The sequence below is a fragment of the Microcoleus asticus IPMA8 genome, assembly GCF_013179805.1.
Taxonomy (GTDB): Bacteria; Cyanobacteriota; Cyanobacteriia; order Cyanobacteriales; family Microcoleaceae; genus Microcoleus; species Microcoleus asticus.
On sequence record NZ_SRRZ01000108.1, the window covers coordinates 1 to 26,751 of the forward strand.

Annotated in this window: 20 protein-coding genes; 14 read left to right on the forward strand and 6 right to left on the reverse strand. The window is 45.1% G+C overall.

All coding sequences use genetic code 11. The annotated features are described in order from the left end of the window. The 3 genes from E5S67_RS23825 to E5S67_RS23835 all read left to right on the forward strand — a co-directional run. A partial coding sequence (locus E5S67_RS23825) for a hypothetical protein (RefSeq protein ID WP_172190843.1) occupies positions 1–219 on the forward strand: 219 nt, incomplete at its 5' end. Positions 220–416: 197 nt separating this feature from the next. Further along, positions 417–5,906: a trifunctional serine/threonine-protein kinase/ATP-binding protein/sensor histidine kinase gene (locus E5S67_RS23830; RefSeq protein WP_172190844.1), complete on the forward strand. Its 5,490-nt coding sequence runs from the start codon at positions 417–419 to the stop codon at positions 5,904–5,906. A gap of 219 nt (positions 5,907–6,125) precedes the next feature. Continuing rightward, complete coding sequence (locus E5S67_RS23835) at positions 6,126–6,545, forward strand: hypothetical protein (RefSeq protein ID WP_172190845.1); 420 nt, start codon at positions 6,126–6,128, stop codon at positions 6,543–6,545. Between the two features lie 180 nt (positions 6,546–6,725). Here the strand turns inward: E5S67_RS23835 and E5S67_RS23840 are convergent, their stop codons facing one another. Then, positions 6,726–7,148, reverse strand: coding sequence for a thiol-disulfide oxidoreductase DCC family protein (locus E5S67_RS23840; protein ID WP_172190846.1), 423 nt, complete (start codon positions 7,146–7,148; stop codon positions 6,726–6,728). Positions 7,149–7,233: 85 nt separating this feature from the next. Further along, on the reverse strand, positions 7,234–10,311 hold the full coding sequence (locus E5S67_RS23845; protein WP_172190847.1) for a PAS domain S-box protein: 3,078 nt from the start codon (positions 10,309–10,311) through the stop codon (positions 7,234–7,236). A gap of 494 nt (positions 10,312–10,805) precedes the next feature. Here E5S67_RS23845 and E5S67_RS23850 point away from each other — a divergent pair, with 494 nt between their 5' ends. Continuing rightward, on the forward strand, positions 10,806–11,999 hold the full coding sequence (locus E5S67_RS23850; protein WP_172190848.1) for an NAD(P)/FAD-dependent oxidoreductase: 1,194 nt from the start codon (positions 10,806–10,808) through the stop codon (positions 11,997–11,999). Here the strand turns inward: E5S67_RS23850 and E5S67_RS34125 are convergent. Further along, the gene (locus E5S67_RS34125) at positions 11,989–12,117 is read right to left on the reverse strand and encodes a hypothetical protein (protein WP_281363568.1); all 129 of its coding nucleotides are present in this window, start codon (positions 12,115–12,117) and stop codon (positions 11,989–11,991) included. The genes E5S67_RS23850 and E5S67_RS34125 overlap by 11 nt on opposite strands. Positions 12,118–12,235: 118 nt before the next feature. On the opposite strand from E5S67_RS34125, the gene E5S67_RS23855 reads away from it, so the two are divergent. From E5S67_RS23855 to E5S67_RS23865, 3 genes are all read left to right on the forward strand, one after another. Beyond that, complete coding sequence (locus E5S67_RS23855; RefSeq protein WP_172190849.1) at positions 12,236–14,152, forward strand: S9 family peptidase; 1,917 nt, start codon at positions 12,236–12,238, stop codon at positions 14,150–14,152. 98 nt (positions 14,153–14,250) lie between these two features. After that, positions 14,251–14,970, forward strand: coding sequence for an HAD-IA family hydrolase (locus E5S67_RS23860; protein WP_172190850.1), 720 nt, complete (start codon positions 14,251–14,253; stop codon positions 14,968–14,970). Between the two features lie 176 nt (positions 14,971–15,146). After that, the gene (locus E5S67_RS23865; protein WP_172190851.1) at positions 15,147–15,923 is read left to right on the forward strand and encodes an ABC transporter permease; all 777 of its coding nucleotides are present in this window, start codon (positions 15,147–15,149) and stop codon (positions 15,921–15,923) included. A gap of 150 nt (positions 15,924–16,073) precedes the next feature. Here E5S67_RS23865 and E5S67_RS23870 read toward each other — a convergent pair whose 3' ends face one another. Further along, positions 16,074–17,534 carry a serine/threonine-protein kinase gene (locus E5S67_RS23870; protein ID WP_172190852.1) on the reverse strand — a complete coding sequence of 487 codons (1,461 nt, stop codon included), beginning with the start codon at positions 17,532–17,534 and terminating at the stop codon, positions 16,074–16,076. Positions 17,535–17,673: 139 nt separating this feature from the next. Next, positions 17,674–18,678: a LysR family transcriptional regulator gene (locus E5S67_RS23875; RefSeq protein WP_172190853.1), complete on the reverse strand. Its 1,005-nt coding sequence runs from the start codon at positions 18,676–18,678 to the stop codon at positions 17,674–17,676. A gap of 291 nt (positions 18,679–18,969) precedes the next feature. Between E5S67_RS23875 and E5S67_RS23880 the strand changes: the two genes are divergently transcribed. The 7 genes from E5S67_RS23880 to E5S67_RS23910 all read left to right on the forward strand — a co-directional run bounded on the left by E5S67_RS23880 (position 18,970) and on the right by E5S67_RS23910 (position 26,484). Continuing rightward, a complete protein-coding gene (locus E5S67_RS23880; protein WP_172190854.1) occupies positions 18,970–19,683 on the forward strand; it encodes an NnrU family protein in 714 nt (237 codons plus the stop codon). Between the two features lie 44 nt (positions 19,684–19,727). Further along, positions 19,728–20,105 carry a thioredoxin family protein gene (locus tag E5S67_RS23885; RefSeq protein WP_172190855.1) on the forward strand — a complete coding sequence of 126 codons (378 nt, stop codon included), beginning with the start codon at positions 19,728–19,730 and terminating at the stop codon, positions 20,103–20,105. Between the two features lie 331 nt (positions 20,106–20,436). After that, positions 20,437–22,482, forward strand: a complete 2,046-nt coding sequence (locus E5S67_RS23890; RefSeq protein ID WP_172190860.1) for an NAD(P)H-quinone oxidoreductase subunit 5 — start codon at positions 20,437–20,439, stop codon at positions 22,480–22,482. 448 nt (positions 22,483–22,930) lie between these two features. Then, positions 22,931–24,517 (forward strand): photosynthetic/respiratory NAD(P)H-quinone oxidoreductase subunit D1, encoded by a 1,587-nt coding sequence (gene ndhD1, locus E5S67_RS23895; protein WP_172190856.1) that lies wholly within the window; start codon positions 22,931–22,933, stop codon positions 24,515–24,517. Positions 24,518–24,736: 219 nt separating this feature from the next. Beyond that, complete coding sequence (locus tag E5S67_RS23900) at positions 24,737–25,672, forward strand: hypothetical protein (RefSeq protein ID WP_172190857.1); 936 nt, start codon at positions 24,737–24,739, stop codon at positions 25,670–25,672. Positions 25,673–25,849: 177 nt separating this feature from the next. Then, positions 25,850–26,122, forward strand: coding sequence for a hypothetical protein (locus E5S67_RS23905; RefSeq protein WP_172190858.1), 273 nt, complete (start codon positions 25,850–25,852; stop codon positions 26,120–26,122). Then, complete coding sequence (locus tag E5S67_RS23910) at positions 26,119–26,484, forward strand: clan AA aspartic protease (RefSeq protein WP_172190859.1); 366 nt, start codon at positions 26,119–26,121, stop codon at positions 26,482–26,484. The genes E5S67_RS23905 and E5S67_RS23910 overlap by 4 nt, the downstream gene beginning before the upstream one ends. Here the strand turns inward: E5S67_RS23910 and E5S67_RS32645 are convergent. Next, complete coding sequence (locus E5S67_RS32645) at positions 26,461–26,646, reverse strand: hypothetical protein (protein ID WP_216670676.1); 186 nt, start codon at positions 26,644–26,646, stop codon at positions 26,461–26,463. The two genes, E5S67_RS23910 and E5S67_RS32645, sit on opposite strands and share 24 nt — an antisense overlap. Positions 26,647–26,751 lie beyond the last annotated feature (105 nt).

Here is a 26,751-nt window from a genome sequence, read left to right on the forward strand (position 1 = left end):
GGAATGTTAACGGTAGTTTATTCAACCGAAGACGAATGGGAAGAGTACCAACAATACTTGCGCTACTTGTCTCGCGAAGGTTGGGTAGAACCAAAAGTTCCGACGGGCACGGTAGAATCACAACAAGGAGTCAGCGGTTTAAAATTCGCCCGCGTCCGCATTTTACCGGAACCCGAATCAATTATTCATGTCAGTGAAGTTACGGTAGTAAACGATTGAAAATCAGCCTTGAAAATTTATTTAAGTTGGGAGTTGCACGTTGCGAGTCAACGTGCAACTCCCAACTTAAAGCGCCCATATTTGGTGTATTTTACTTGTGATGCAATTAAAAAATACACGATCGGGATCACACAAAGCCCAGGTAACTTAATGTTATAATAATGAGACTTAGATCCTGTTAATTTTTAAATTAACTTATGTTAACTTTCTCTGAATACCGCATCGACTCTATTCTGCACGAAGGCGTCGAAACAATTATCTATCGCGGACAGACACCAACTTATCGGTCAGCAACAATTCTTAAATTCCTGAAAGCCGAATATCCGACACTCGAAGCGATTACCCGCCTCAAACACGAATATCAAATCCGCAAAAATTTAGATAGCAAACACATCGTTAAAGCCATCAGTCTCGAAACCTTTGACCACCGATTAGGACTGGTTTTAGAAGATTTTGGCGGGGAATCTCTCGGACAAGTGCTCGAGCAACAAAGGCTGAGTGCGATTCCCTTCGGGATAGCTTCGCTTCACGAAATTTTAAACATCGCCGTCCAAATCGTCAAAGCCTTAGAATACCTGCATCAAAATCAGATTATTCACAAAGACATCAAACCCAGCAATATTATAATTAACTCGCAAACAAGACAAGTAAAAATCACCGACTTCGGCATTGCCACAAAACTGAACAAAGAAAACCCGCAATTTAACAATCCCAACTCCGTCGAAGGCACATTAGCTTATATGTCTCCCGAACAAACCGGGAGAATGAACCGCACCCTCGACTACCGCACCGATTTTTATTCTCTCGGAATTACCTTGTATGAAATGCTGACAGGTAAACTGCCTTTCCCCAGCAGTGACCCCTTAGAAATAGTTTACAGCCACATCGCCAGACAACCAATTTCACCGCATCAGTTGAATTCACAAGTCCCCGCCGCAATCTCAGAGATAGTGATGAAATTGATGGCAAAAAATGCCGAAGATAGATATCAAAGTGCAGCCGGGTTGTTAGCAGATTTAGAAATTTGTTTGCATCAGTTAGAAACGACTGGCAAAATTGCCGATTTTACCCCCGGACGCTTAGATATTCTCAGTCAGTTATTAATTCCCCAAAAATTGTACGGTCGGGAAAATCAAGTCAACCAACTATTAGCAGCATTTGAACGAGTAGGCGGGGGTTTAACTAACAATTCCTTTGAAAACTCCACCACTTTTATTGAAAAGTGGCCCCCATCCGGCACAAATGAACTGATGCTAGTATCTGGTTATTCTGGTATCGGTAAATCAGCAGTAGTTAATGAAGTTAGCAAACCGATTACTCGCTCAAAAGGTTACTTCATTAGCGGCAAATTTGACCAATTTAAACGAAATATTCCTTACGCATCATTGATTCAAGCATTTAACTCGCTGCTGCGCCAGTTGCTAACAGAAAGCGCTGCTTCTATAGAAACATGGCGCACTAAAATTTTAACAGCTTTAGGAACAAACGGTAAAGTAATTGCCGATGTAATTCCTGAACTTGAATTAATCGTTGGCCAACAGCCAGAAGTTCCAGAAATCGGTCCTGTAGAATCGCAAAATCGCTTCAATCGAGTATTCAAAGAATTTATTCGCGTTTTCGCGCAAAAAGAACACCCGCTAGTGATTTTTTTAGACGATTTGCAGTGGGCAGATTCAGCAACATTAAAGTTAATGCAAATACTGATAACTGACCCTGACCAGCAATATTTGTTGCTAATCGGTGCTTATAGAGATAACGAAGTTAGTCCCACTCATCCTTTAATTCAAACTCTAGAAGAGATTGAAAAGACGGGTACGGTTGTCAACAATATCGTGCTGCAACCGCTGGAGTTAGAAAATGTGATTGAATTAATCGCTGAAACACTTAACAGTCGCATAGAAAAAGTAAATAATCTAGCAGAGTTAATCTGCAATAAAACTGGCGGAAATCCTTTTTTCTTGACGCAACTACTCCAAGCACTTTATCAAGAAAATCTTTTAAAATATGACTTTAGTCCCATGATATCTCCCGTTACCAATGAAGAAGATAAAGGGGGCTGGAATTGGAGTATCGAGGAAATTCAAGCCATTGGAATTACCGATAAAAGTGTGGTGGAACTGGTAGCCAGCCGCATTGAAAAACTCCCCGCAGCCACACAAAAAATGTTGAAATTAGCAGCTTGTGTGGGGGATAAATTTGCTCTAGATGTGCTGTCACTTGTCAGAGAAGAGTCAGCTAATACTACAGCCACTGAACTTTATTCAGCTTTGCAAGCAGGGTTAATTCTGCCCTTGAGCGATGCTTATCGGATTCCTTTAGTTTTTAATCGAGCCGAATCAATTAATCTCAAATTAGATACTTCGCGGGTTAGTTACAAATTTTTGCACGATCGCGTCCAGCAAGCCGCATATTCCCTAATTCCGGAAGACCAAAAGCAATCCACCCATTTAAAAATCGGTCAATTACTGTTACATAATACTCCACCAGAAAAGCTCGAAGAAAACATCTTTGATATTGTCAATCAGTTGAATGTCGGAATTGACACGATTAGCCAGCCAGTCGAAAAAATTGATTTAGCAAGATTAAATTTAACGGCTGGACGCAAGGCAAAAGCCGCGAGTGCTTATGAAGCTGCTGTTAGGTATTTGCGGGTGGCTATGGAATTATTGCCAGCGGATTGTTGGCAAAGTCAGTATGACTTAACATTAGCAATTTACGAGTCAACAGCCGAAGCTGAATACTTAAACATCAACTATGAAAATTCAAAAAAACTGGTCGATATCGTACTGGAAAAAGCTAAAAATTTACTGGAAAAAATGAATGTTTATGAACTTCAAATCCAGTCTTACAATGCTCAAATTAGACTTGTAGAAGCACTAAATACAGGACTGGAAGTGCTGAAACTGTTAGGCATTTCTTTTCCTCAAAACCCCAACGCGCTAAATATTGTGGCGGGACTGATCAAGACAAAACTGAGCTTGGGGTTGAAACGAATTGAGGATTTAGCTAACTTGCCAGAAATGACAGATCCCAATCAACAAGCAGCAATGCGAATTTTATCAGGGATTATCAGCACTGCTGTTCAGGGAAAACCCCGCCTGGTACCGCTGCTGGCATTTAGGATGGTCAACCTGTGCATTAAATATGGCAATTCGCCTTATGCAAGTATTGCCTACCTTTATTATGGCGTAGTTATGTGCCGGCTAGGGGACATTAGTTTGGCATACCAATGCGGTCAACTGGCCATTAGGATGTTAGACAAATTTCCATCCCGTTCAATGAAAAGTAGAGTTTATACACTCTTGGGTTGTTTTATTCTACACTGGAAAACCGAGCTTAACTCAGGATTAAGCGTTCTCAAGGAAGGTTTTCAAACAGGGATGGAAACTGGAGAATTGGAGTATGCGAGTTATTGTATAGGTCAATATTGCTTCAAAAAAATGTCGATAGGAGAGCCTCTAGATTTGGTGGAGCAGGAGACTGGTAAATATATGAAAATTATGCAGCAATCTCAACTAGAAATGGCTGTACAGTATCTAAGTATAGGCAGGCAGACAGCCCTCAATTTGCGCGGTCAAGCTGTCGAACCCTGCCATTTAGTTGGTGATAGATTTAATGAAGTTAAAACGCTTCCCGTTTTAATAGAAGCGGAAAACTTTTTTTTAGTTAGTTTGGTTTATCATGCCAAAACTCAGCTTAATTTTATCTTCAGTAACTACGCGGAAGCATTAGAAAATTCAAGGTTATTTGAAAAATATGAAGAAGCCGTAGCCGGATTTTATGTAGTTTCTCTGAATAATTTTTACTCTTCTATAAGTCTTCTCGCTTTGTATTCCCAAGCTGAGGAAGGGGAGCAAAAAGAATATCTGAAAAAAGTGCTGCGAAACCAAAAGAAGATGAAAAAATGGGCAGTTGATGCTCCGATGAATTATCAACACAAATACGACTTGGTAGCAGCCGAGAAAGCGCGAGTGTTGGGGAAAAATATCGAAGCAATGGATTTGTACGATCGCGCAATTTCTGGATCTGCCAAAAATGGTTACATTCAAGAGGAAGCATTAGCCTATGAATTAGCAGGAAAATTTTATCAAGCTTTGGGTAAAGAGATAGTTTTTCAAGCATATCTGACTAAAGCCTATTATGGATATATCAATTGGGGAGCCACAGCTAAAGTTAAAGACTTAGAGTCAACACATCCTTTCTTAGCAGCACAGACGCGCACAATTCAAACCTCAACCCTCGATGTCAACCGCACAACCATGGGAAATACTACCAGTGGTAGTTTAGGCGATTTCTTAGACTTAGCTACTTTTATTAAGTCGGCGGAAGCCCTTAACGGTGAAATTGTTCTAGAAAAATTGTTGACAAAATTAATCAAAATTATTTTAGAAAATGCGGCGGCTCAAAAAGTAGTGCTGCTGCTGCTGAAAAACGATATACTCTGCATAGAAGCTACTGGCAGTTTTGCGGATGATAAAGTGACACTTTTACCCTCTATTCCTGTAGAAAATCGTCAAGATGTTCCCCTGTCTGTGATTAATTACGTACACCGCAGTCAAAAGCATCTGGTTTTAGACAATGCGACTGTCGTCGAACCTTTTAAGGTGGACACCTACATTCAGAAATATCAACCAAAATCAATTCTATGTTTGCCGATGATTTATCAATCTCAGCGGCGCGGAATAATTTATCTAGAAAATGCTGTGACGGTAGGAGCTTTTACAGCAGAAAGAGTAGAAGTATTCAAAGTGTTAATTTCTCAAGTTGCTATTGCCGTAGAAAATGCTAGTTTGTACGCGCGCGAGCAAGAGAAATCTCAACAGTTAGAAAAATCTTTCAATGAACTGCAACAGGCGCAACTGCAACTGATTCAAAGCGAAAAAATGTCGGCTCTGGGCAATTTGATTGCAGGGGTTGCTCACGAAATTAACAATCCGCTCGGTTTTATCGCGGGTAATATTGATGCTGCTGCTGAGGCTAGCTTAGATTTGATTGATTACTTGCAACTTTACCAAGAAAAATTTCCTAATTCTGGAGATGAATTAGAGGATAAAGCATCAGAGATTGATTTAGAATATTTGGTGGAAGATTTGCCGAAAATGCTTTTATCTATGAAATCAGGTACAGAGCGCATCCGCAATATTAGCACGTCTTTGCGTATTTTTTCCCGCGCTGACAGTGCGAATAAAGTGTCAGCAAATATTCATGAGGGCATCGACAGCACTTTGATGATTTTACAGTATCGCCTGAAAGCTCAAGATACTCGCCCCGCGATTAAAATTATCAAAGAATACGGAAATATCCCGCCAGTTAAATGTTATTTTGGGCAACTGAATCAGGTATTTATGAATTTGTTGGCAAATGCGATCGACTGTTTTGAGGAATCTAATCAGGGCAGAACTTACGCTGAAATTCAAGCTTTACCGAATACGATCGCCATTATTACTCATGTCTCCGAGGATAACCAGAGCGTGGTGATTAAAATCAAAGATAACGGTCAAGGGATGTCATCGGAGGTCAAATCTCAAATATTTGACCATTTATTTACTACCAAAGGAGTAGGAAAAGGTACGGGTTTGGGGTTGTCTATCAGCAAGCAAATTGTGGAAGAAACCCACGGCGGTAAACTCAGTTGCGAATCGATGCTCGGAGAAGGTACGGAATTTGCGATCGCCCTGCCGCTTTGATAAAATTTATTCCGCACCCTTAAAGAATCACTCATTGCCAATTGTTTAATCTAAAATCTAAAATCTAAAATGTATGACTTGTGCTTAACACACACTTGGAAATTTGTCAATTCCTAAATATCTATCAAATAGTCCACAGTTCACTGTTTAAAGCAGGCAGTATGCAGTTACATTGTTAGCTAAATCGTGTAATAACTGTATTTGATAGGAGTTTTTCGAGTGAACGCTGCCGAACAAGCCAGAAATATAGAAGTTGCCAGCAAAATTGCTGCTGTTGTTAATTTATTCAAGTCCGAATTCCCGGATGCGAAAGTCGATTTGAAGCCTTGGATGAATGACGAGGATACCAGAGAACTTGTAGATCCAGATTCGATCGACATTGGCTTCCATTTCCCCGGTAGAAGCCGCTTGCTGCAAAGCCGCAGCATCTTGATTCAAATCCGATTTTACCAAGATCCGGTAGAAGGAAGCCGTCGGGCGATCGGAGTTGAGGCGGCCGGTTACGATCATACTGGTCAGCAGTGGCGCTTTTCCACCGTGGAAAATTGGAGTTTTCTCGGTCAAACCGAACCCGCTGCGGAGTCGGCCCAAAAGCTTAAAGACTTTTGCCGCGAGATATTCGCTTTGTTTAATAGTTAAGTTCCAGGGATGATAGCAGGGATTTGGTGCCACATCCTAAGTAAATTGACATCAATTATCTTGCACCATTGGTAATAATCCCTTTAGAAGCGTTGCTCAGAACAACAGCCCACAATACAATTTAATTTTTGTGGAACAGGCCCGAAAGCCTGTTAAGCGAGAATGGTGCTTTAGAGTGAGTTATTTCACACTATCGCAATTGTCGATCGACCTACAGCCAACTGCATAAACAGATTTGTAAGTTGTCGATCGCTTGCCAAACAAAGTATAGCGGTTATCGCGGACTTGTTCGTACACGCGATCGCCCATCCACTTCATCCCCGGCATTGTCCGGTAAGCAGCCACAAACACCTCGCCTCCCGGCAATATCCGCCCGATTTCCTCCGCCGCATCGCTGCCCTGCCAGCGCCGTTCCGGGGTGTTGCCATCTATCAAAATCATCCCCATTTCGCAGTCTTGAGACGTAATCCCAAAGCGATTTAATTGCTCTAAATCTTGCATGGGAATATACTCAAACCGCTGACCTTGGTCTAAGTTTTCTAGTAACTGTACCAAGGTAACGCAGAGATTGCAAGTGCCGTCGTAAATTACGTTGTAATTCATTTGATAACTTCCTAAATTGGGAATGAACGTATTGCAGGAACTGCACCTTACTTACTAGCTGTAGGGTGCGTATGGGCGCACCTACCTAACTAACTATTTTTATTACAGGAATCTCGATCGCAAATTCTGTGCCTTGACCCGGTGCAGAATCGCACCTAAGCACACCGCCGTGCTTTTCCACCACAATTTGATAGCTGATAGACAGCCCCAAACCAGTACCTTTACCAGGTTCTTTCGTAGTAAAAAACGGATCGAACAGCCTTTTGTGAACATCTATCGGAATCCCCGGCCCGTTGTCAGCAATCCGAATCACAATATGAGAAGGATGCCGAATTGAATCATCAGAAACAGCAGAATCTGCCTGCCTCAAAGTATCCTGTTCATATTTTACATCAGTACAAATCCGCAGCGTCGGCGAAGGACAATAAGGAATAGGCGCCAGTTCCCCCTCCGCCCACTGTCCAGTCTCCATTGCCTCTTCCACAGCATCAATGGCATTGCCAATAATATTCATAAATACCTGATTCAACTGTCCTGCATAACACTGTACGCGGGGCAAATTTCCGAACTGCTTGAGCAGGGTAATTTTCGGATGTCCTGCCGTTTCTTTTAACCTATGCTGCAAAATCAACAAAGTGCTTTCAATCCCTTCGTGAATATCCACCTGCTTTTGTTCGGCTTCGTCCAATCGCGAAAAATTCTTCAGCGACAGCACGATCTGGCGAATTCGCTCTGCTCCCATTTTCATGGAATTTAACAGATTCGGTAAATCTTTGAGCATAAAATTCAAATCTATCTCTTCTATCTCTTGTTTTATTGCCGCTGTGGGGTGGGGGTATTCCTGCTGGTAAAGTTGCAGCATTTTTAGCAAGTCTTTAAAGTAATCGTTAGCGTGCATAACGTTGCCGTAAATAAAGCTAACTGGATTGTTGATTTCGTGAGCAACGCCAGCGACTAATTGCCCCAAACTTACCATTTTTTCATTTTGAACCATCATGCTTTGAGTTTTATGCACGTCCCGCAGGGCTTTTGCCAATTCTTGATTCTTACTCCTCAATTGACTTTCGGAAAGCTGCACCGCTTCTTCGGCGTGTTTGCGATTGGTAATATCTTTGCGAATTGCTACATATTGATGGGGTTCTCCGCTGGTATTTAAGCAAGGTACAATCGTAGTATCCAACCAGAATAATGTGCCGTCTTTAGCTTGATTTTTCATTTCTCCCCGCCAAACCTTTCCCTGGCGGATGGTTGACCAAAGCTTCTTGAAAAAATCTGCTGGGTGATAACCAGAATTGACAAGTCTGTGGGTTTTGCCGATCAGTTCTTCTCGGGAATATTTAAATAGTTCGCAAAATTGATCGTTGACATAGGTAATTGCTCCGAATTCGTCGGTATTCGAGACAATTGCCGATTGATCCAAAGCAAATTTTTCAAATTCCAACTCTTTGAGAGTTTGGCGCAATTCTGCTTCGGCTTGTTTGCGATCGCTAATATCAGTAATCATCCGCAAAACCCCGGAAAATTCGCCCTCAGCGTCGAACATTGGCGTCGCCGACACGATCGCCCACAAGTGAGATCCGTCTTTGCGAGTAAACTTAAAATCGTGGCGTTCGCGAATGCCTTCCCGCCTGCGCTGGACGTAACTTTCAGCTATTTTCCTACAGTCACAGTCGATAAACTCAAATAGCGATCGCCCCAGCATTTCCTCCACAGTATAACCCAGCATTTCGGCCATCCGAGAGTTAGCAAAAGTCGTGATACTTTCGCTGTCAAACATCCAAACGCCCTCCGAAGCCGTCTCGACAATGCAGCGGTAATAATTCTCCCTCTCCCTGAGTGTTTCCTCTGCTTGCTTGCGATCGGTAATATCAGTGTGCACCGCTATAAAACCTTCGAGTTCCCCTGTTTCTTGATAAATTGGGGCGATCGAAAGCGCCACCCAATAACCATTTCCATCCTTTTTGTAATTGTAGATTTCCTGATTAAACGGCACGCCCGCAGCCAAAGCCGATCGCAGTTGAGCAATAGTTAGCGGGTCTGTTTGAGCGCCTTGCAGTACATCACCCGGTTTTTTGCCCTGCATTTCTGCCAGCACGTAACCGCTAATCCGAGTAAATCCTTCATTCACCCATTCAATGCAGCCTTGAGCATCAGTAATAATCACACCATTTTGGGTTTTTTGAGCCACAATGGCCAAGCGCGACAATTCTGTTTCATTTTTTTTGCTTTCCGTAATATCTTCAGCAATACCCAGAATGTACTTAGGCGCGCCCGAATCGTCAAACAAAGGAACTTTTTTCGTGTGCAAAATCCGCTTTCCTCGGTGCGGAAGTTCGATAGTTTGTTCGGGCAAATCGACGCCTTTTCTCGTTGCAAGGACTTCTAAATCTTGTGCTTGCAAGTAATTGGCATGATCTGACTCCAACAAGTCAGCAGCATTGTTTAAGAGCACTTCATCCCTGGAGTAGCCAAACAATTCTTCGCTAGCAGTATTCCAATAAATAAATTTTTGCTCTACAGCATCTTTAATAAAGACGCTAATCGGCAGATTTTGCAGTACCGCATTCAGAAAATCTTGAGTGTTTCGCAGGTTTTCCTCAGCTCGTTTTCGCTCCGTAATATCCAAAATTACTCCGTCGAGATAGACAACCCGACACAGAGAACTTGCGATCGGCGAAACCGGCGAAACCACAGCCGACAAAAATCCCTCAATTTCCCCTTCTATCTCTTGTCTTCCTCTACCCTCCTGGGCCTCGCAGCAAACAGCTTGACCTTTTTCGTAAACCCAGCTAATTTCGCCGTCAGCCCGGACAATGCGGTATTTAAGGATGTACGGAGTTCTAGTTGCTACACTTTTTTTAACAGTAGCATCCACATTTTTGCGGTCTTGAGGATGGATAATGCTGGAAAAAGAACGGACGCGATCGTTGATAAAATCCGAAGATGGATAGCCTGATATTTCTTGAACGGCGTCGCTCAAAAATGCCATTGTCCGTGTTAATTCCCCGTCGGGGCTCGTACAGTCGCAGGTACAGTGGTAGACAGCACCGGGAATATTAGCTACTAAATTTTTATATTTTTCTTCGCTGCTTAGCAAAGATGAGCCGTCTTCGTTATTGCGATCGCCGTTCTTAAATTTAGAAGAATTCGAGGAAATTTGCATGATTTTTTTCACTTGTGAGTGCGAAAGCAAGTGTTAAAGTAGATGACCCTATAAAAAGTAAATTTAATTTCCGAAAAAATTCGTTATAAACTAATATAGTACAAAATTAGTTCTGCGAACATTCAGAAAATTTGAGGGTGGTTAATAGGTAAAGCTAATCAACGCTAGAAATGTAGAAAACAGTTCGGCAACGGATTTAACGGATGGATGTTGCACCATTCTCAATAAGGCTTTTAGGGGCGGGCTAGAAAATCCCACCCCACAAGAAATTCATTATTTGTGGAAAACGCCCGAAAGCCTGTTAAGCGAGAATGGTGCAAAATGTGAGTTTAACGGATTTAACGGATGGATGTTGAGGTTTGAGGCAAAGAGGGAAGATTTTCCCACGCCACTCTCCCACTCCCCCACTCCTACTATCCCACTCCCCCACTCCCCCACTCTCGTTACAATAAGATAAGTTGCCTTGCTACCGATCGCCCCTCAAACAAAACACCATGACTCAACAACAACCCCGGATTTGCATTCTCGGCGGAGGCTTCGGCGGACTCTACACAGCCCTGCGCTTGAGTCAGTTACCCTTCTCCCCAACCGAAAAACCCGAAATTGTCTTAGTTGACCGCCGCGATAGATTTTTGTTTGTTCCCCTGCTGTACGAACTCCTAACCGGCGAACTCCAAACCTGGGAAATTGCCCCACCGTTTGCCGAAGTCTTGCAAAAAACAGGTGTGCGCTTTTGTCAAGGTACTGTCTCCGGCATCGATGTGGAGGAAAAGCGAGTGCAGTTGCACGACGGGCCAGAAATTCCTTGCGATCGCCTAGTTTTAGCTTTAGGCGGCGAAACCCCCCTAGATATGGTCAAGGGTGCGGTTGAATACGCTTACTCGTTTCGCACCCTCGATGACGCCTACCGCTTAGAAGAAAGACTGCGATTTTTAGAAGCCAGCAACACCGACAAAATTCGGGTTGCGATCGTCGGCGCCGGTTATTCGGGAGTAGAATTAGCTTGTAAATTAGCCGATCGACTCGGAGACAAAGGTCGCGTGCGGTTAGTCGAGCAAAGCGACAGGATTCTGCAGACATCACCCGAGTTTAACCGCGAAGCCGCCACCAAAGCTTTAGACAAACGGAAAGTGTGGATCGACTTAGAAACAACTGTAGAGGCGATCGAAGCGGACACAATATCCTTACTTTACAAAGGACAATTAGATGTTCTCCCCGTAGACATAGTATTGTGGACAGTAGGAACTCAAGTTAGTCAAGCAGTGCGATCGCTACCCCTCAAACAAAACCGCCGCGGTCAATTAACAGTCAATCCGACAATGCAAATTATCGACCATCCAGACATATTTGCCTTGGGAGACTTAGCAGAATGTCAGGATGCAACAGGTCAAAAAGTCCCCGCAACAGCCCAAACAGCCTTCCAGCAAGCTGACTACACCGCCTGGAACATTTGGGCCTCCCTCACCGGCCGCCCATTACTTCCTTTCCGCTATCAGCCGCTAGGAGAAATGATGACATTAGGAATTGACAACGCCACCCTAGCCGGTGTAGGAATTCAACTCGACGGACAACTAGCCCACATTGCTCGCCGTTTAGCTTATCTCTATCGGATGCCAACATTTGACCATCAACTAAAAGTTGGTTTCAATTGGATTAGCAAGCCGATTCAAGAGTTGCTTAAAAGCTAATCGATGCTTTTTCAAATTGATTGGCAACAGGCAAGATTCCTGTTCCACCAAGATTCAGTTTTTTTGTGGGGTGGGTATCCTGCCCGCCCCTCAGGAACAGGCAAGATTCCTGTTCCACAAATAATTAGTTTTATTGTTCAGTAACAGGCAAGATGCCTGTTTCACCAAGATTCAGTTTTTTTGTGGGGTGGGCATCCTGCCCGCCCCTCAGCTAGGCAATCTTAGGCACAAAAAAAATGCAAAATCTAACAGTTCAACAGCCAAAAACCGAACTTCCGCCCCTCATTAAGCGCGAGATTCTCTTCGGCAACCCCGAAAAAACTAGCCCCCGACTTTCACCCGACGGCAAGTATCTCGCCTACATTGCACCAGATGAAAACAACGTTTTGCAAGTGCAATTGCGTACCGTGGGTCAAGCAGACGATCGCCAACTGACAGCAGATAAAAAACGAGGCATCCGCATCTTTTTCTGGACTTACAGCGGCGAAGAGTTAATTTACCTCCAAGATGCCGAGGGTGATGAAAACTGGCATTTATTCTCAGTAAATATCCACTCAAATCAGGTTCGCGACTTGACACCATTTCAAGGCGTTCAAGCTCAGCCGATCGCCTTTGACCGCAACTTCCCCAATGAAATATTAGTGGGAATGAACATCCGCGATCGCAGCAAACACGACGTTTACCGCATCAACCTCAAAAATGGTGCAGTTGAATTTGACACCGACAACCCAGGTAACATCGTCGGTTGGACTGCTGACGCCCAATTTCAAGTGCGGGCGGCCACAGCCACAACTGCCGACGGCGGATCAGAATTGGTGTTTAGGGAAACTGCGGACAAGTCTTGGGAAAGCCTCCGAAGCTGGGGGCCCGATGAGGAAGGCAGTGCCGTCATGTTCTCAGAAAACGGCAAAATTCTTTACATCATGGGCAATCATGATGCTAACGCCGAACGTTTGATCGCATTAGACTTAGAAACCAAACAAGAAACCGATCTCGCCTCTGACCCAGAATACGATGTCGGCGGCATTGTCGTACACCCCACCAAGCGAGAGATTCAGGCGGTTTCCTTCTACAAGGACAAGCAAGAGTGGCAGATTTTAGACCAAAGCATAGCAGAGGATTTTGAGGCGATCGGCAAATTGGGCCCCGGCGAATTCTCCATCACCAGCCGCAACCTCGCCGATACCACTTGGCTAGTCGCTTACATCACAGACGACGGCCCAGTTTACTACTATACGTTCGATCGCGCCTCCAAAACCTGCACCTTTCTGTTCAGCAACCAACCCAAACTCGAAGGGCTACCGCTATCATCAATGGAACCCATTTCTTACACCGCAAGAGATGGTTTAACGATTCACGGCTACCTGACAAAACCGGTTGGTGTCGCCACACCCGTACCGACAGTCTTGCTGGTTCACGGTGGCCCCTGGGCACGCGATACCTGGGGTTACGATCCAGCAGCCCAATGGCTGGCAAACCGAGGTTACGCCGTTTTGCAAATCAATTTTCGCGGTTCCACCGGCTACGGCAAAGCCTTTCTCAATGCCGGCAATCGCGAGTGGGGCGCTAAGATGCACGACGACTTGCTAGATGGGGTGAATTGGCTTGTAGAAACAGGAATTTCCCAACCAGATAAAATTGCGATTATGGGCGGTTCTTACGGTGGTTATGCTGCCTTAGCGGGATTGACTTTTAGTCCTGATGTTTTTGCCTGCGCCGTCGATATTGTCGGACCAAGCAATTTGATTACACTGCTGCAAAGTATTCCCCCTTACTGGGAACCGCTCAAAGCAAATATGTATCACCGCGTCGGCAATTTGGAAACAGAACCAGAGTTTCTCAAATCGATCTCGCCTTTATTTTTTGTCGATCGCATCCAGAAACCTTTACTAATCGGCCAAGGTGCCAACGATCCGCGAGTCAAAGAAGCAGAAAGCGAGCAAATTGTCAATGCCATGAAGCAAGCCGGCAAACCTGTAGAATACGTGCTTTATACAGATGAAGGACACGGATTTGCGCGCCCGGAAAATCGCCTGCACTTTTATGCGATCGCCGAAGAATTCCTAGCCAAATATTTAGGAGGAAGATTTGAACCTGCGGGCAACATTGGCAATCATTCTGGTGTGGTGAATCCGCAAACAACTCACAACTGAAAAAGTTTGTAGTGAGGGCTGAAGTCCTCAAACCTAAAATCCTAGGCAATCAGGACTAACGTCCTTACTACAAACCCATAACAAATAACAAATAACAAATGACAAAAGTAATTTTTTTAGACGCCGCCGGTACACTATTTGACGTTCGCGGCAGCGTCGGCGAAGTCTACGGAAAATTCGCCCGCAGTTGGGGAATAACAGTTTCTAACGAAGACTTAAATACAGCTTTTTTTCAAAGTTTTGCTGACTCAAATCCGATGGCATTTCCGGGAATAGAATTAGCAAAAATTCCCCAACTAGAATTTGAATGGTGGCAAGCAGTTGCCGCGAAAGCTTTTCAAATAGCAGGCGTTTTCAACCAATTTTCAGACTTTCCCAAATTCTTTGCCGAACTCTACGCTCATTTTGCCACCGCCGAACCTTGGTTTGTCTATCCCGACGTATTGCCAGCTTTAAATAAGTGGCAGCAACAAGGAATTGAATTAGCAGTAGTATCGAATTTCGATTCCAGAATTTATGCAGTATTAACAGCACTAAATTTAGCTGAATATTTCACATCAGTGACAATTTCTACCGAAGTTGGTGCAGCAAAACCCCAGTCTCAAATTTTCACCGCAGCTTTGCAAAAGCACAACTGTATGGCCGAGAATGTTTTGCATATCGGCGACAGCTTCAAAGCAGATTATTGCGGTGCTAAAGCCGCTGGATTAAAAGCAATTTGGTTGAACAGACAACAGGAAAAAGTAGAATTAGCTAAATTGCCTTTAACTGAAACGAAAATAGAACAGTGCAGCAGCCTTGATTATTTGGTATTTTAACCTTACAATTTTAGCTAACGTACACAATTTAATAAATCAATTATCTGTAAGGTGCGCGCTGCGCACCTTACCGTTATCTGTAGGGTGCGCACTGCGCACTTTACCGTTATTAACTAACGTACAAGATTTAATACATCAATAGCTTTACCCTTATAGGGAGACAGTAGTACCAAATCATGAAAAAAACATCGCTGACAACCATATTAACAGACACAATCACCGTGTTTTGGGGAGAATGGTTAGATTTGCGAGTCCGAATCCTGCCAGTTGCCGCCGCTGGTTTAGTATCCCCAGTCATTTACATTCTAGCTTTTGGTTTTGGCTTGGGAAGTTCCTTGCCTAAACCTGCAATTGGCAGCAATTATCTAGAATTTATGCTGCCGGGAATGGTAGCACTCTCATCGATGACAGTAAGTTTTACCGGCACAGTATTTTCGATTTGTGGCGAACGCCTTTTTACTAAAACATTTGAGGAATTGCTGTTGCTGCCAGTACACCCGATCGCTTTGCACGCGGGCAAAATGCTAGCAGGAATATTGCGGGGAATGCTGACTTCAGTTTCTGTGATTTTAGTAGCAGTTTTGTTTACTCAAAAGCTCGTCTTTCTGAATCCACTATTTTTGTTAGTGATAATTCTCAACTCCGCTGTATTTGCAGGTCTGGGAGTGATAGTTGGGTTAACCGTAAAATCTCTGGAATCTGTCGGATTGTACAACAATTTTCTGATAACTCCCATGTCATTTTTAGGAGCGACGTTTTTCGACCCAGCGTCGCTACCCGTAGCCCTGAAAGGAATAGTTTATCTGTTGCCGTTGACTTATGCCAGCATTGGATTGAGAGCCGCTGCTTACGATATGGCAAAGTTTCCTTGGTACAGCATACCTGTTTTGTTAGTAGCTGCGATCGCCTTTTCTTTAATCGGCGCCCGTCAGTTTTCTACCCAGCAAGACTGAAGAAAGCCATTAGTCATCGGTCATTGGTCATTAGTCATTAGTCATTAGTCCAAAACTTAAATAATAGCGGTAATGTGCGCGGCCCTGCGCACCCTACATAATAGCAGTTGTGAGTCCAGGAATCTGGTTATTAGTCATTAAGTATCGGCCTTAAAAAATATGAGAAAGTAACTTATAAATCAACCGAAAAATAGCTGTTCCAGCGATCGCACCCAAAGCACCCAACCATCCCACAAACAACACGCCCGTGATCGGAGAATTAGGATAAATCGCAACTGCCGCCGTCTGCAAAGCCGGGAAAAACCACAGCAAAGCCACAGTACCTGCACCAATAATCAACATCTCAGTTTGTTCGATCGCCCTGCGGTACTGCCCGTAAATCAAACCCGCCACAATCATCCCCAACAATCCGATACCAACACTCGGAGAAAGCGGCAAACTCGTCAGGGCGATCGCCAGCAACCCACCCTCAAAACCCGTAAACGCCGCCCCTGCCAAAACCTCCCAAATAGAAAAAGCCCTTCTCGGCGAAGGTTGCAGGCCAGACGGAGGAGTTGCAGGAACAGGCACAGGAGGCTGCTGAGTCGGCGGTAGCTGCTGAGTCGGTAGGGGAGTCGGAGTCCTGACTGTCGGCGGTGCCACGACCCTCGTAGGCTGTTGAGAATTGTATTTCAAAGCCGCTTCCACCTCCGCTGCCGACTGAAAGCGCTGGCTGGGAGCGGATAATAACATTCGATCGAGAACGTGAGCCAAACGCGAACTTACCTGCACCCGCGAATGCCAATTCCACTCATTTCTATAACTATCAAACAACTCCGTCGGCTGCAAACCGCTCAGCAAAGTAATGCAAGTCACACCCAAAGCATACAAATCAGTTGCCGGATAAACTTCTTGCCCGCTCATTTGTTCTGGCGGAGCGTAACCCAAAGAATAAATACCAGTCGAAGCTTTTGCACTCCCAACACTTTGTGTTACTTGTTTAACAGCCCCAAAATCTAATAAATAAAGCCGACCGTTTTTACCCCGCATAATATTAGCAGGTTTAATATCCCGGTGAATCGAACCGCGTGAGTGAACAAAATCGAGAACCTTCAAAATTTCCCGCAGCACCTCCACAGTTTCCGCCTCCGAAAACCTGCCTTTAACAGCCAGTTCATCCTCCAAATTTTTACCGTCAATAAATTCTTGAACCAGATAGAAAAACTGATCGTTTTTCCCAGCCTGCAAACTCGTAACAGTCAGCTCAAAAAACGCCAGCAAACTCGGAATTTGCGAATGTTCGTTTCCCAGTTCTTCCAGCACCGCCGCTTCCCGTTCAAAAAGAGTTTGAGCGATTTTTAGCTGTGCCGGAGTCAGACTTACCGACGGCTGCAAAAGTTTAGCAACGCACTGCCGCATCGCCGGAGTATAGCGGTCTCTGGCTAAAAACGCCGCCCCAAAACCGCCTTGACCCAACAACCTCACGGGCAGATAGCGACCGCTCAAAATCAGGGGCATCCCGCAAGTCGTGCAAAACTTTTGCTGCACCGTTTTCAGCAGCGAACTGTCATTGAGGTCGGGAAAATAGTTTTGAGGCCGCGGGCAGCCCGGGCGGGTGCAGTAAACTTCCATTTTTTTTTACTAAGAAGAAGGAAGAGGGAAGAAGGAAGAGGGAAGAAGGAAGAGGGAAGAGGGAAGAAAAAGTGATTGTTAAATCAGATTCCAATTTCTCAACTAACCGCGAACTGCTAACTGCCGGCGACCTAAGAGATTAACTTCCCGCCGAGTTCGGAGTTGCTATTTCTATGAATCCCAACTCGATCGCCGGGGGTTCTTTCTTCTCGTGGATGGTGGAATAAGTAGCAAACTGGGGCAAAATTTCATTGCTGAAAGCCTCCGCAGCTTTAGAACGGTAGCGGTTGGGGTTGTAAATCAGGGACAAAATCCGAGTTACCAAAACTTCGTTCATTTGAGATTTGTGTAAGACGCCCATGAGTAACTCTTTTTCGATCGCCGAAACCGAGACAAAAGCAGCTCCCAGCCCCGACTGAACGGCATTTTTAATTGCTTCGATCGAATTTAGCTCCATCTCAATTTTCAAGCGGCGCGTGTCAATACCGCAGCGAGTCAGTACCTGATCGATTACTTTGCGGATAGTAGACTGCGAATCGAGGGATATAAACTGCAATTTGTAAAGGTCTTCTTTTTGGATACTTTCTTGTTGTACCATCGGGTGAGACGGAGGGAGAATCAAAGCCAGTTCGTCCTCAGCGTAAGGAACAATTTCTAAAGCTTCTACAAGTTCGGTAGGAATTTCTCCGCCAACAATTGCCAAATCGATTTGCCCGTTGGCCACACTCCACGCCGTGCGGCGGGTCGAGTGAACGTGAAGCTGTACTGCTACATCCGGGTACTTTTGGCGGAACATCCCGATCATCCGGGGCAGCAAATACGTCCCCGTTGTTTGAGAAGCGCCGACGATCAAAGTACCGCCTTGCAGATTTTGCAAGTCTTCCAGAGCTCGACAAGTTTCCTGGCAAAGCGATAAAATTTTCTCGCCGTAACTCAGCAGCAGGTGTCCGGCTTCGGTCAGTTGCGCCCGCCGCCCCCCCCGGTCAAACAGCGGCACGTCCAATTGTCTCTCTAAGTTTTGCACCTGCAAGCTAACTGCTGGCTGGGATACATAGAGGCTGTCTGCGGCGCGTTTGAAGCTTCCTTCAGAGGCGATCGCCTTGAGAATGCGTAACTGGTCTAAAGTGAAAGGAAGGTCAGACATATATCTAAATTGTCAGTTGGTGTAGGGGCGGGTCTTCTGTCAATCTCTGCGGTCAATCGACAAGCTTGTTCGATTTGGAAAAGTCGGAGTTGACTTCGATTTCAGTCATTTGGCTGCAACAGACGCAACCTTACAGGCAGTTTTACTCGTCCTCCGTCCTCTGTCTTTAGTTGTTATTCGGTCACTAATGACTGATGACTGATGACTGATGACTGATAACCGCTGAATGCTCCCATAGATACTTTGTGACACAAATTGGCAGAGAATCAATAACTTTTCTTAATATTTGCAATGACGATCGACTTGGCGCTCGACTCCCACTTAGTTATTCTGGGCTTGTTACTGGTTTTTGCGATCGCCCACAGCGGTTTAGCAGCCCTCCGGCCCAAAGGTGAAAAGCTGATCGGGCCGAGACTTTACCGGGTTTTGTTTGCCCTTGTCAGTTTGCCGCTAGCCGTCATTCTGGTTGTCTACTTTTTCAACCACCGTTACGACGGTTTGCAGCTTTGGCAAGTACAGGGAGTACCCGGAGTTAAACCCGCAGTTTGGATACTTTCGGCAATTTCCTTCCTGTTTCTGTACCCAGCAACTTTCAACCTGCTAGAAATTGCCGCCGTCCAAAAGCCCCAAGTTCACCTCTACGAAACCGGCATCATTCGCATCACCCGTCACCCGCAAATGGTGGGACAAGTGATTTGGTGCGTGGCCCACACCCTGTGGATTGGCACTAGCTTTACCCTCGTCACTTCCATCGGTTTGGTACTTCACCACCTGTTCGGAGTGTGGCACGGCGACAGGCGACTTCAGGCTCGTTTTGGAGAATCCTTTGAAACCATCAAATCTCGAACCTCAATTATTCCATTTTTGGCAATCCTACAAAAGCGTCAAACCCTTGATTTGCTTGAGTTTTTGCGGCCTTCCTATGTAGGTGTAGTCATTTTTACGGGCCTGCTGTGGGAAATTCATCCTTTTTTGATGCGTGTCACTAGGAACATATACTGGTAGCATGATCCCTAGGATAGAAAAAAATTATTAAATTTTGAGGGCTCATGGTGTTGTCGGTTAGCGAACGCACTTTTGCACAAGAGGTGTTTCAAGCCTCTACCCCCGTTTTAGTGCACTTTTCGGCGCCTTGGTGCGGTTTGTGCCGCGCGATCGACCCCACGCTTAAGACTTTTGAGGCACAGTGGGCAGAAAAAGTCAAGCTCGTAGGGGTGAATGCGGATCAATCTTTCAAGTTGGCCCACACTTACCGGCTGACAAGTCTGCCGACGCTGATTTTGTTTGAGGGCGATAAAGTTCGATTTAGATTTGAAGACTACCAAGGACGCGAGGAACTGCGGCGGACTCTGGATTCGTGGATGCTGGCGGCTCACGTAGCTTCCCCATCTCAACGGCTGCAACGCCAGGAAGTAGCCAAAAGGTAACGGTTCCAAGGCATTCGGCTCTTGTTTACAAAGCCTTCGGCTTTTATGTAGAAAGCAGAAGGCTTTCCCCATTTGTCCATCAAGCATCTGACACCACAATAAACCTCGCCGTCTTGAATTCACAGGACTGTGAGATTTGTCGTATAGTTTCCGTTTTCACCGGCATAATAATTTTCGGCGTTTAGTGCGATCGTCTCGCTCGTGATTGCACTCAGCTATAGCAATACTTAAAGAATTGGATCGAGTATTTTGGCCCAGTCGCGCAGGCGTGTGTCACAATTGTTTACAGTTTTGGCAATATCTAGTAGAAACTTTAAACTACCTATCAGTCATGGAACTGCTTTATCAATACGCTTGGCTGATTCCAGTCCTGCCGCTGGCAGGCGCAATGCTAGTAGGTCTAGGCTTAATCACCTTTAACCAGGCAACCAACAAACTCCGACAAGCGAATGCGATATTAATCGTCTCCGCACTCGGAGGGTCAATGGTACTCTCTTTCGCATTGCTGTGGAGTCAACTACAGGGCCACGCACCCTACACCCGCACTATTCAGTGGGCTTCTGCAGGCGACTTCTCGCTGAATATGGGCTATATCATCGACCCCCTGACGGCGGTAATGCTGGCGATCGTAACCACGGTCGCCTTTTTGGTGATGATTTACACCGACGGCTACATGGCTCACGATGACGGGTACGTGCGCTTTTACGCCTACCTGAGCATCTTCAGCGCGTCAATGTTGGGTCTGGTAATCAGCCCGAACATCGTTCAGATTTACATTTTTTGGGAACTCGTAGGTATGTGTTCGTACCTGCTAGTCGGATTTTGGTACGATCGCAAACCCGCTGCTGACGCTTGCCAAAAAGCTTTTGTCACCAACCGCGTCGGCGACTTCGGCCTGCTGCTGGGCATCCTCGGCATTTACTGGGCCACCGGCAGCTTTGAATTTGAGGTGATGGGCGAACGCCTGCACTCCTTAGTCGAATCCGGTGCTCTTTCGGCGACTCTGGCGACAATCTTCGGCGTCCTGATATTTTTGGGACCAGCGGCCAAATCTGCTCAATTCCCCCTCCACGTTTGGCTACCAGACGCAATGGAAGGCCCGACACCGATTTCGGCCTTAATCCACGCCGCGACAATGGTAGCCGCCGGCGTATTCCTGATCGCTCGGATGTACCCGGTGTTTGAAGGGCTGCCGGCCGTCATGAATTTGATCGCCTGCACCGGCTGTTTTACGGCATTTATGGGTGCTTCGATCGCGATTACCCAAAATGACATCAAAAAAGGCTTAGCCTACTCCACCATCTCCCAACTCGGCTACATGGTGATGGCAATGGGCGTCGGCGCTTACAGTGCCGGACTTTTCCACTTGATGACACACGCTTACTTCAAAGCAATGCTGTTCCTGTGTTCAGGTTCAGTCATTCACGGTATGGAAGATGTCGTCGGCCACAACCCCGCACTCGCTCAAGATATGCGGGTGATGGGCGGCTTGCGGAAATATATGCCGATTACCGCTTCTTGCTTTTTAATCGGCAATTTGGCAATCTGCGGAATTCCGCCGTTTGCTGGTTTTTGGTCAAAAGACGAAATCCTCGCCAGCGCCTTCGCAGCAAATCCCGCTCTGTGGGCTGTTAGCTGGCTGACGGCCGGGATGACCGCGTTTTATATGTTCCGGATGTATTTCAGCACCTTTGAGGGCGAATTCCGGGGAAATGACAGCGCCATCAAGCGGCAACTCTTGCAACCCGGTGTTGTTTTCGGCCCGGGAGCGATGAACGTTAAGGAATTGGCACCAACTGGCGACAGTCACGACGATCACGACCATTTCCCTCACGAATCTCCTCTAACAATGGCTCTGCCGCTAGTTTTGCTGGCAGTACCTTCTGTGTTTATCGGTTTTCTCGGTACGCCGTTTGCCAATTATTTCGAGCAGTTTGTTCGCGCTCCTGGCGAGTCTCTCGAACAAGTTTTGGAACACGCTGCTGAGTTCAATTTGACGGAATTTTTGATTATGGGCGGAAGCTCTGTAGGTATTGCTTTGCTGGGCATTACTTTGGCTTCTCTGATGTATTTGAGCCGTAAAATTGATGCTGGGGCGATCGCCCAAAAAATCAAACCGCTTTACGAGTTCTCCCTCAACAAGTGGTATCTCGACGATATCAACGATTTTCTCTTTGTCAAAGGCAGCCGCCGTTTAGCGCGGCAAGTCATGGAAGTGGATTTGCGAGTCGTCGATGGTGTAGTCAACTTAACAGGGCTTATCACCTTGGTTACGGGCGAAGGTTTGAAATACTTTGAGAGCGGTCGCGCTCAATTTTATGCCCTGATTGTGTTTGTCGCAGTTCTGGGTTTTGCGATCGTTTCGGGAGTCAGTTAAATCTGTAGGGACACGGCATTTAGTGTCAACTTAATGTCAAACCTAGTACGGGTCTAGTGTCTGACGATTAGGGTTCGATCCCTCCTAGCCCCCCTTCTTAAGGGGGGACAGGAATCTTCTCAAAGTCCCCCTTCTTAAGGGGGATTTTGGGGGCTCTAGACTCAGGTAAAAGCAATATTTATCAAGGGTTTTAGGCTTAAAATCACACGCTTTGGGCATTGCCGTATCCTCACTAGGAGATATTTTAAGAACTGGTATCAGGTTAATAAATCCCAATTGACAATTAGCAAATAGAAATAAATCTTTTATTAAAATGAACTGTTGCGATCGCATAATTTGTCCAAATAATAGCAAAAAAGTTTGTTCCGTATAAAGAAAGTATAAAATTTAGGCTAAAATTGCAAAAAGGTGTTTAAACCTAATAACTGATGGATCATTTTAAAACGCAATGGATACAGCTAACTTTCCCTGGTTAACAACAACAATTCTGTTTCCCATTGCTGCGTCCTTGCTGATTCCTTTCATTCCCGATAAGGATGGCAAGACGGTGCGGTGGTATGCCCTAATTGTGGGTTTGATTGATTTTGCTCTGCTTGTTTACGCTTTTTACACTCAGTACGACTTTAACAATCCGGGACTGCAACTGGTAGAAAGTTACTCTTGGGTGCCGCAACTCGATTTAAATTGGTCTGTAGGTGCTGACGGGTTGTCGATGCCGCTGATTTTGCTGACGGGTTTTATTACTACGCTAGCTACTTTAGCGGCTTGGCCGGTTACTTTTAAACCAAAGCTATTTTACTTTTTGATGTTGGCAATGTACGGCGGGCAAATTGCAGTTTTTGCCGTGCAGGATATGTTGCTTTTCTTCTTAGTTTGGGAACTGGAATTAGTGCCAGTTTATCTGATTTTGTCAATCTGGGGCGGCAAGAAGCGCCTTTACGCAGCAACTAAGTTTATCCTGTACACCGCAGGGGGTTCGCTGTTTATTTTGGTTGGCGCGCTGACGATGGCGTTTTACGGCGATACGGTTACTTTTGATATGCGGGCGATCGCAGCTAAAGATTATGCCCCCAATGTAGAATTGCTCCTGTACACAGGTTTCTTGATAGCTTACGGCGTCAAACTGCCAATTTTTCCGCTGCACACTTGGCTCCCTGACGCTCACGGGGAAGCAACCGCACCCGCCCATATGTTGCTAGCAGGAATTCTGCTAAAAATGGGCGGTTACGCTTTACTGCGGATGAATGCGGGAATGCTCCCAGATGCTCACGCTACCTTCGCACCGATTTTAGTAATTTTGGGTGTGGTAAATATTGTTTACGCCGCCTTAACTTCTTTTGCTCAGCGCAATCTGAAGCGGAAAATTGCTTATTCTTCGATTTCGCACATGGGGTTTGTGCTGATTGGGATAGCTTCGTTTACCGATTTGGGAACTAGCGGTGCAATGCTGCAAATGGTTTCCCACGGTTTAATCGGGGCGAGTTTGTTCTTTATGGTGGGTTGCACTTACGATCGCACTCACACGCTCATGCTGGACGAAATGGGCGGTGTAGGGCAGAAAATGCGTAAGGTTTTCGCGATGTGGACTGCTTGTTCTATGGCTTCTTTGGCTTTGCCGGGAATGAGCGGTTTTGTAGCAGAATTGATGGTATTTGTAGGTTTTGCAACCAGCGATGCTTACAATCCTGTGTTTAAGGTTTGCGTGGTATTTCTAGCAGCAGTCGGGGTGATTTTGACTCCGATTTATCTGCTGTCGATGCTGCGCGAAATCTTCTACGGGCCTGAGAATAAGGAATTGTCGGAACACGAGGAATTGGTGGATGCGGAACCGCGAGAAGTGTTTATTATTGCGGCTCTGTTAGTGCCGATTATTGGCATTGGTTTGTATCCGAAAATTCTGACTCAGGTTTATGATGCGACTACTGTACAGTTGACTGCAAAGTTGCGCGATTCTGTGCCGTCGCTTGTGGCTAAGGCTGCTACGGATAAAACTGTGTCTCTGCGTGCTCCGGCGATCGAGCCGAGTAAGTTGTAATTTGAACTGGATTTAGGAAGAAAACCCCCAAACCCGTTTTAAAATGGGTTTGGGGGTTTTATATTTTTTTCGCGACAAAGTAGGGAAACTTTTGCTGTCAAGCCATTAAAATTTGGGTTGAAAAACAAAGTGAGTATGCGGTATAATTAATAGTCATGCTGCGGAGCGATCGCTTAGCTAAAATTTAGAATTTAACCCCTATATTCAAACAGGTAAGTTATGTCGCTGCTTCAAAACGCCATTGACTCCATACAGGTGGGTGTTGAAGACTATCTGATGGAGGACGACAGAAGATACCTGTCTGCGGTGAGAAACATTTGCGCTGGAATACTTCTTTTATATAAAGAAAAACTAAAGCGCTTATCGCCACAACAGGAACATGACAACGAAGTTTTAATCAAACAATCGATCAAGCCTATTCGTGGTGACCAAGGTAACATCTTATTTGTTGGAGATGGTGATAAAACAGTAGATGTTCCCACAATTGAGAAAAGATTTAAAAGCCTGAAAATAGAATATGAATGGAGCAGATTTAAAGAACTCACTAAGCTCCGCAATAATATAGAACATTACTATACAGATAAGTCGTCTAGCGCAGTTCGTGAAGTCATTGTCAAGTCATTTCTTATAATTCAAGATTTCATTAGTCGATATTTAGAGGAAGAACCGTTTAACCTTCTTGGTGAAGAGTGCTGGCAAACTCTATTAGAAACAGAAGAGGTGTACAAAGCCGAAGAGGAAAATTGTAGACAATCCTGGGAGAAATTGGGCTTTAAAGGCTCGGTGTTAGAGCATATAGTAGAAAATATTAGATGTCCAGTCTGCCACTCAAATTTAATCAAAGCTCAAGATAAATCTAATATTTTTCCCTCTTTGAGTTGTAGCTCATGTAATGAGTCTTTTGAGCCTGAAGCTGAAGGGGGTTGGGCTCACTGTAACGATTGTGAAACGAAGTCATCTGTAGTAGAATTAGGGGAGAAATGGATTTGCTTTTCTTGCCATAAAGTCCACAACTATAAGGATGTAGGCGACTGTCAATACTGTGGTACATTTATTGCTGGAAATTTAGAAGATACTTTTTTATCAGGTTGCTTAATGTGTGAAGGTCAAATGGGACATTACATCAATTCAAGAGCATACAATCGTGATGATTAAGGTGTCCCCAGTGGACACGGCATAACAACGCCCATGCACCCGACCGTTTAGAAGTAATCTGTTGACTACGAGAGATGACCTGCGGCGGGTGATGGTTACCGTTGTGCCACTTCGTTTCTACGCAAAAGAGGTATGATATCCATAACAGGATCAAAAGTTACAAAAAAGAGGGAATGTATGCAAACAATCCTTTTGAGTCGTGAAGAAGTCGCTCGTCGTGCGAAACATTTGTATGAAAGCACCATCCGCCAAAAAATTGAATTAGAAGAGAATATTGGCAAAATGGTCATCATTGATATTGAAACAGGTGACTACGAAGTTGATAAAACTGGGCTAAAAGCCGCACGTAGTCTGATGGCAAAGCATCCGTATGCTCGACTTTTTGGCATTCGTATTGGTTACAATGTGGCTGCTTCGTTGGGTGGTGTAATGGAGCGTGTCAACAAGTGATTTCTGGTATTGTGACCGATCGGCACGCGATCGTCGCGTTGACGTTTCTCCTCCCAAGCGGCTCTACTTTCCCGATCGAGTTTGTCATAGATACGGGCTTCACTGACTACCTATGTTTGCCACCGGAGGCAGTTACCTTACTGGGGTTGCCGTTCCTGTACGATATGCCTGTAAACTTAGCAGATAACAGTGAAGTCCTAGTAGCAGTTCACGAAGCAATAATCCTTTGGGACGGGGAAGAACGAGAAGTTCGTGTATTTGCTACAGGGCGAAGGCCTCTGATTGGAACTGCTTTGCTGGACGAGCAAGAACTTGTGATTCAGTTCACTGAGGGGGGATTAGTGACGATTGATCAGTTGTAGTTTCCAACGCTCGATCGCAATACCAATACCGAATACTTCAAAATTACCACTGGGTCGATCGCTCTTCATTTCGGTATTGCGATCGCACTTGCGGGTTTCTATCCTTATTGTTATACGGAGAGTGCGATATTTGTCAAGGGCGATCGAAGTGTTACACCGCAACTACAATATAATTAATATAGCGATCGCAAATGATTTGTAAATCATAAATAATGTATAATGAGGATGTAAACCTAAGTAGGAGTTGAGATGTCCCGAGAGAAATCG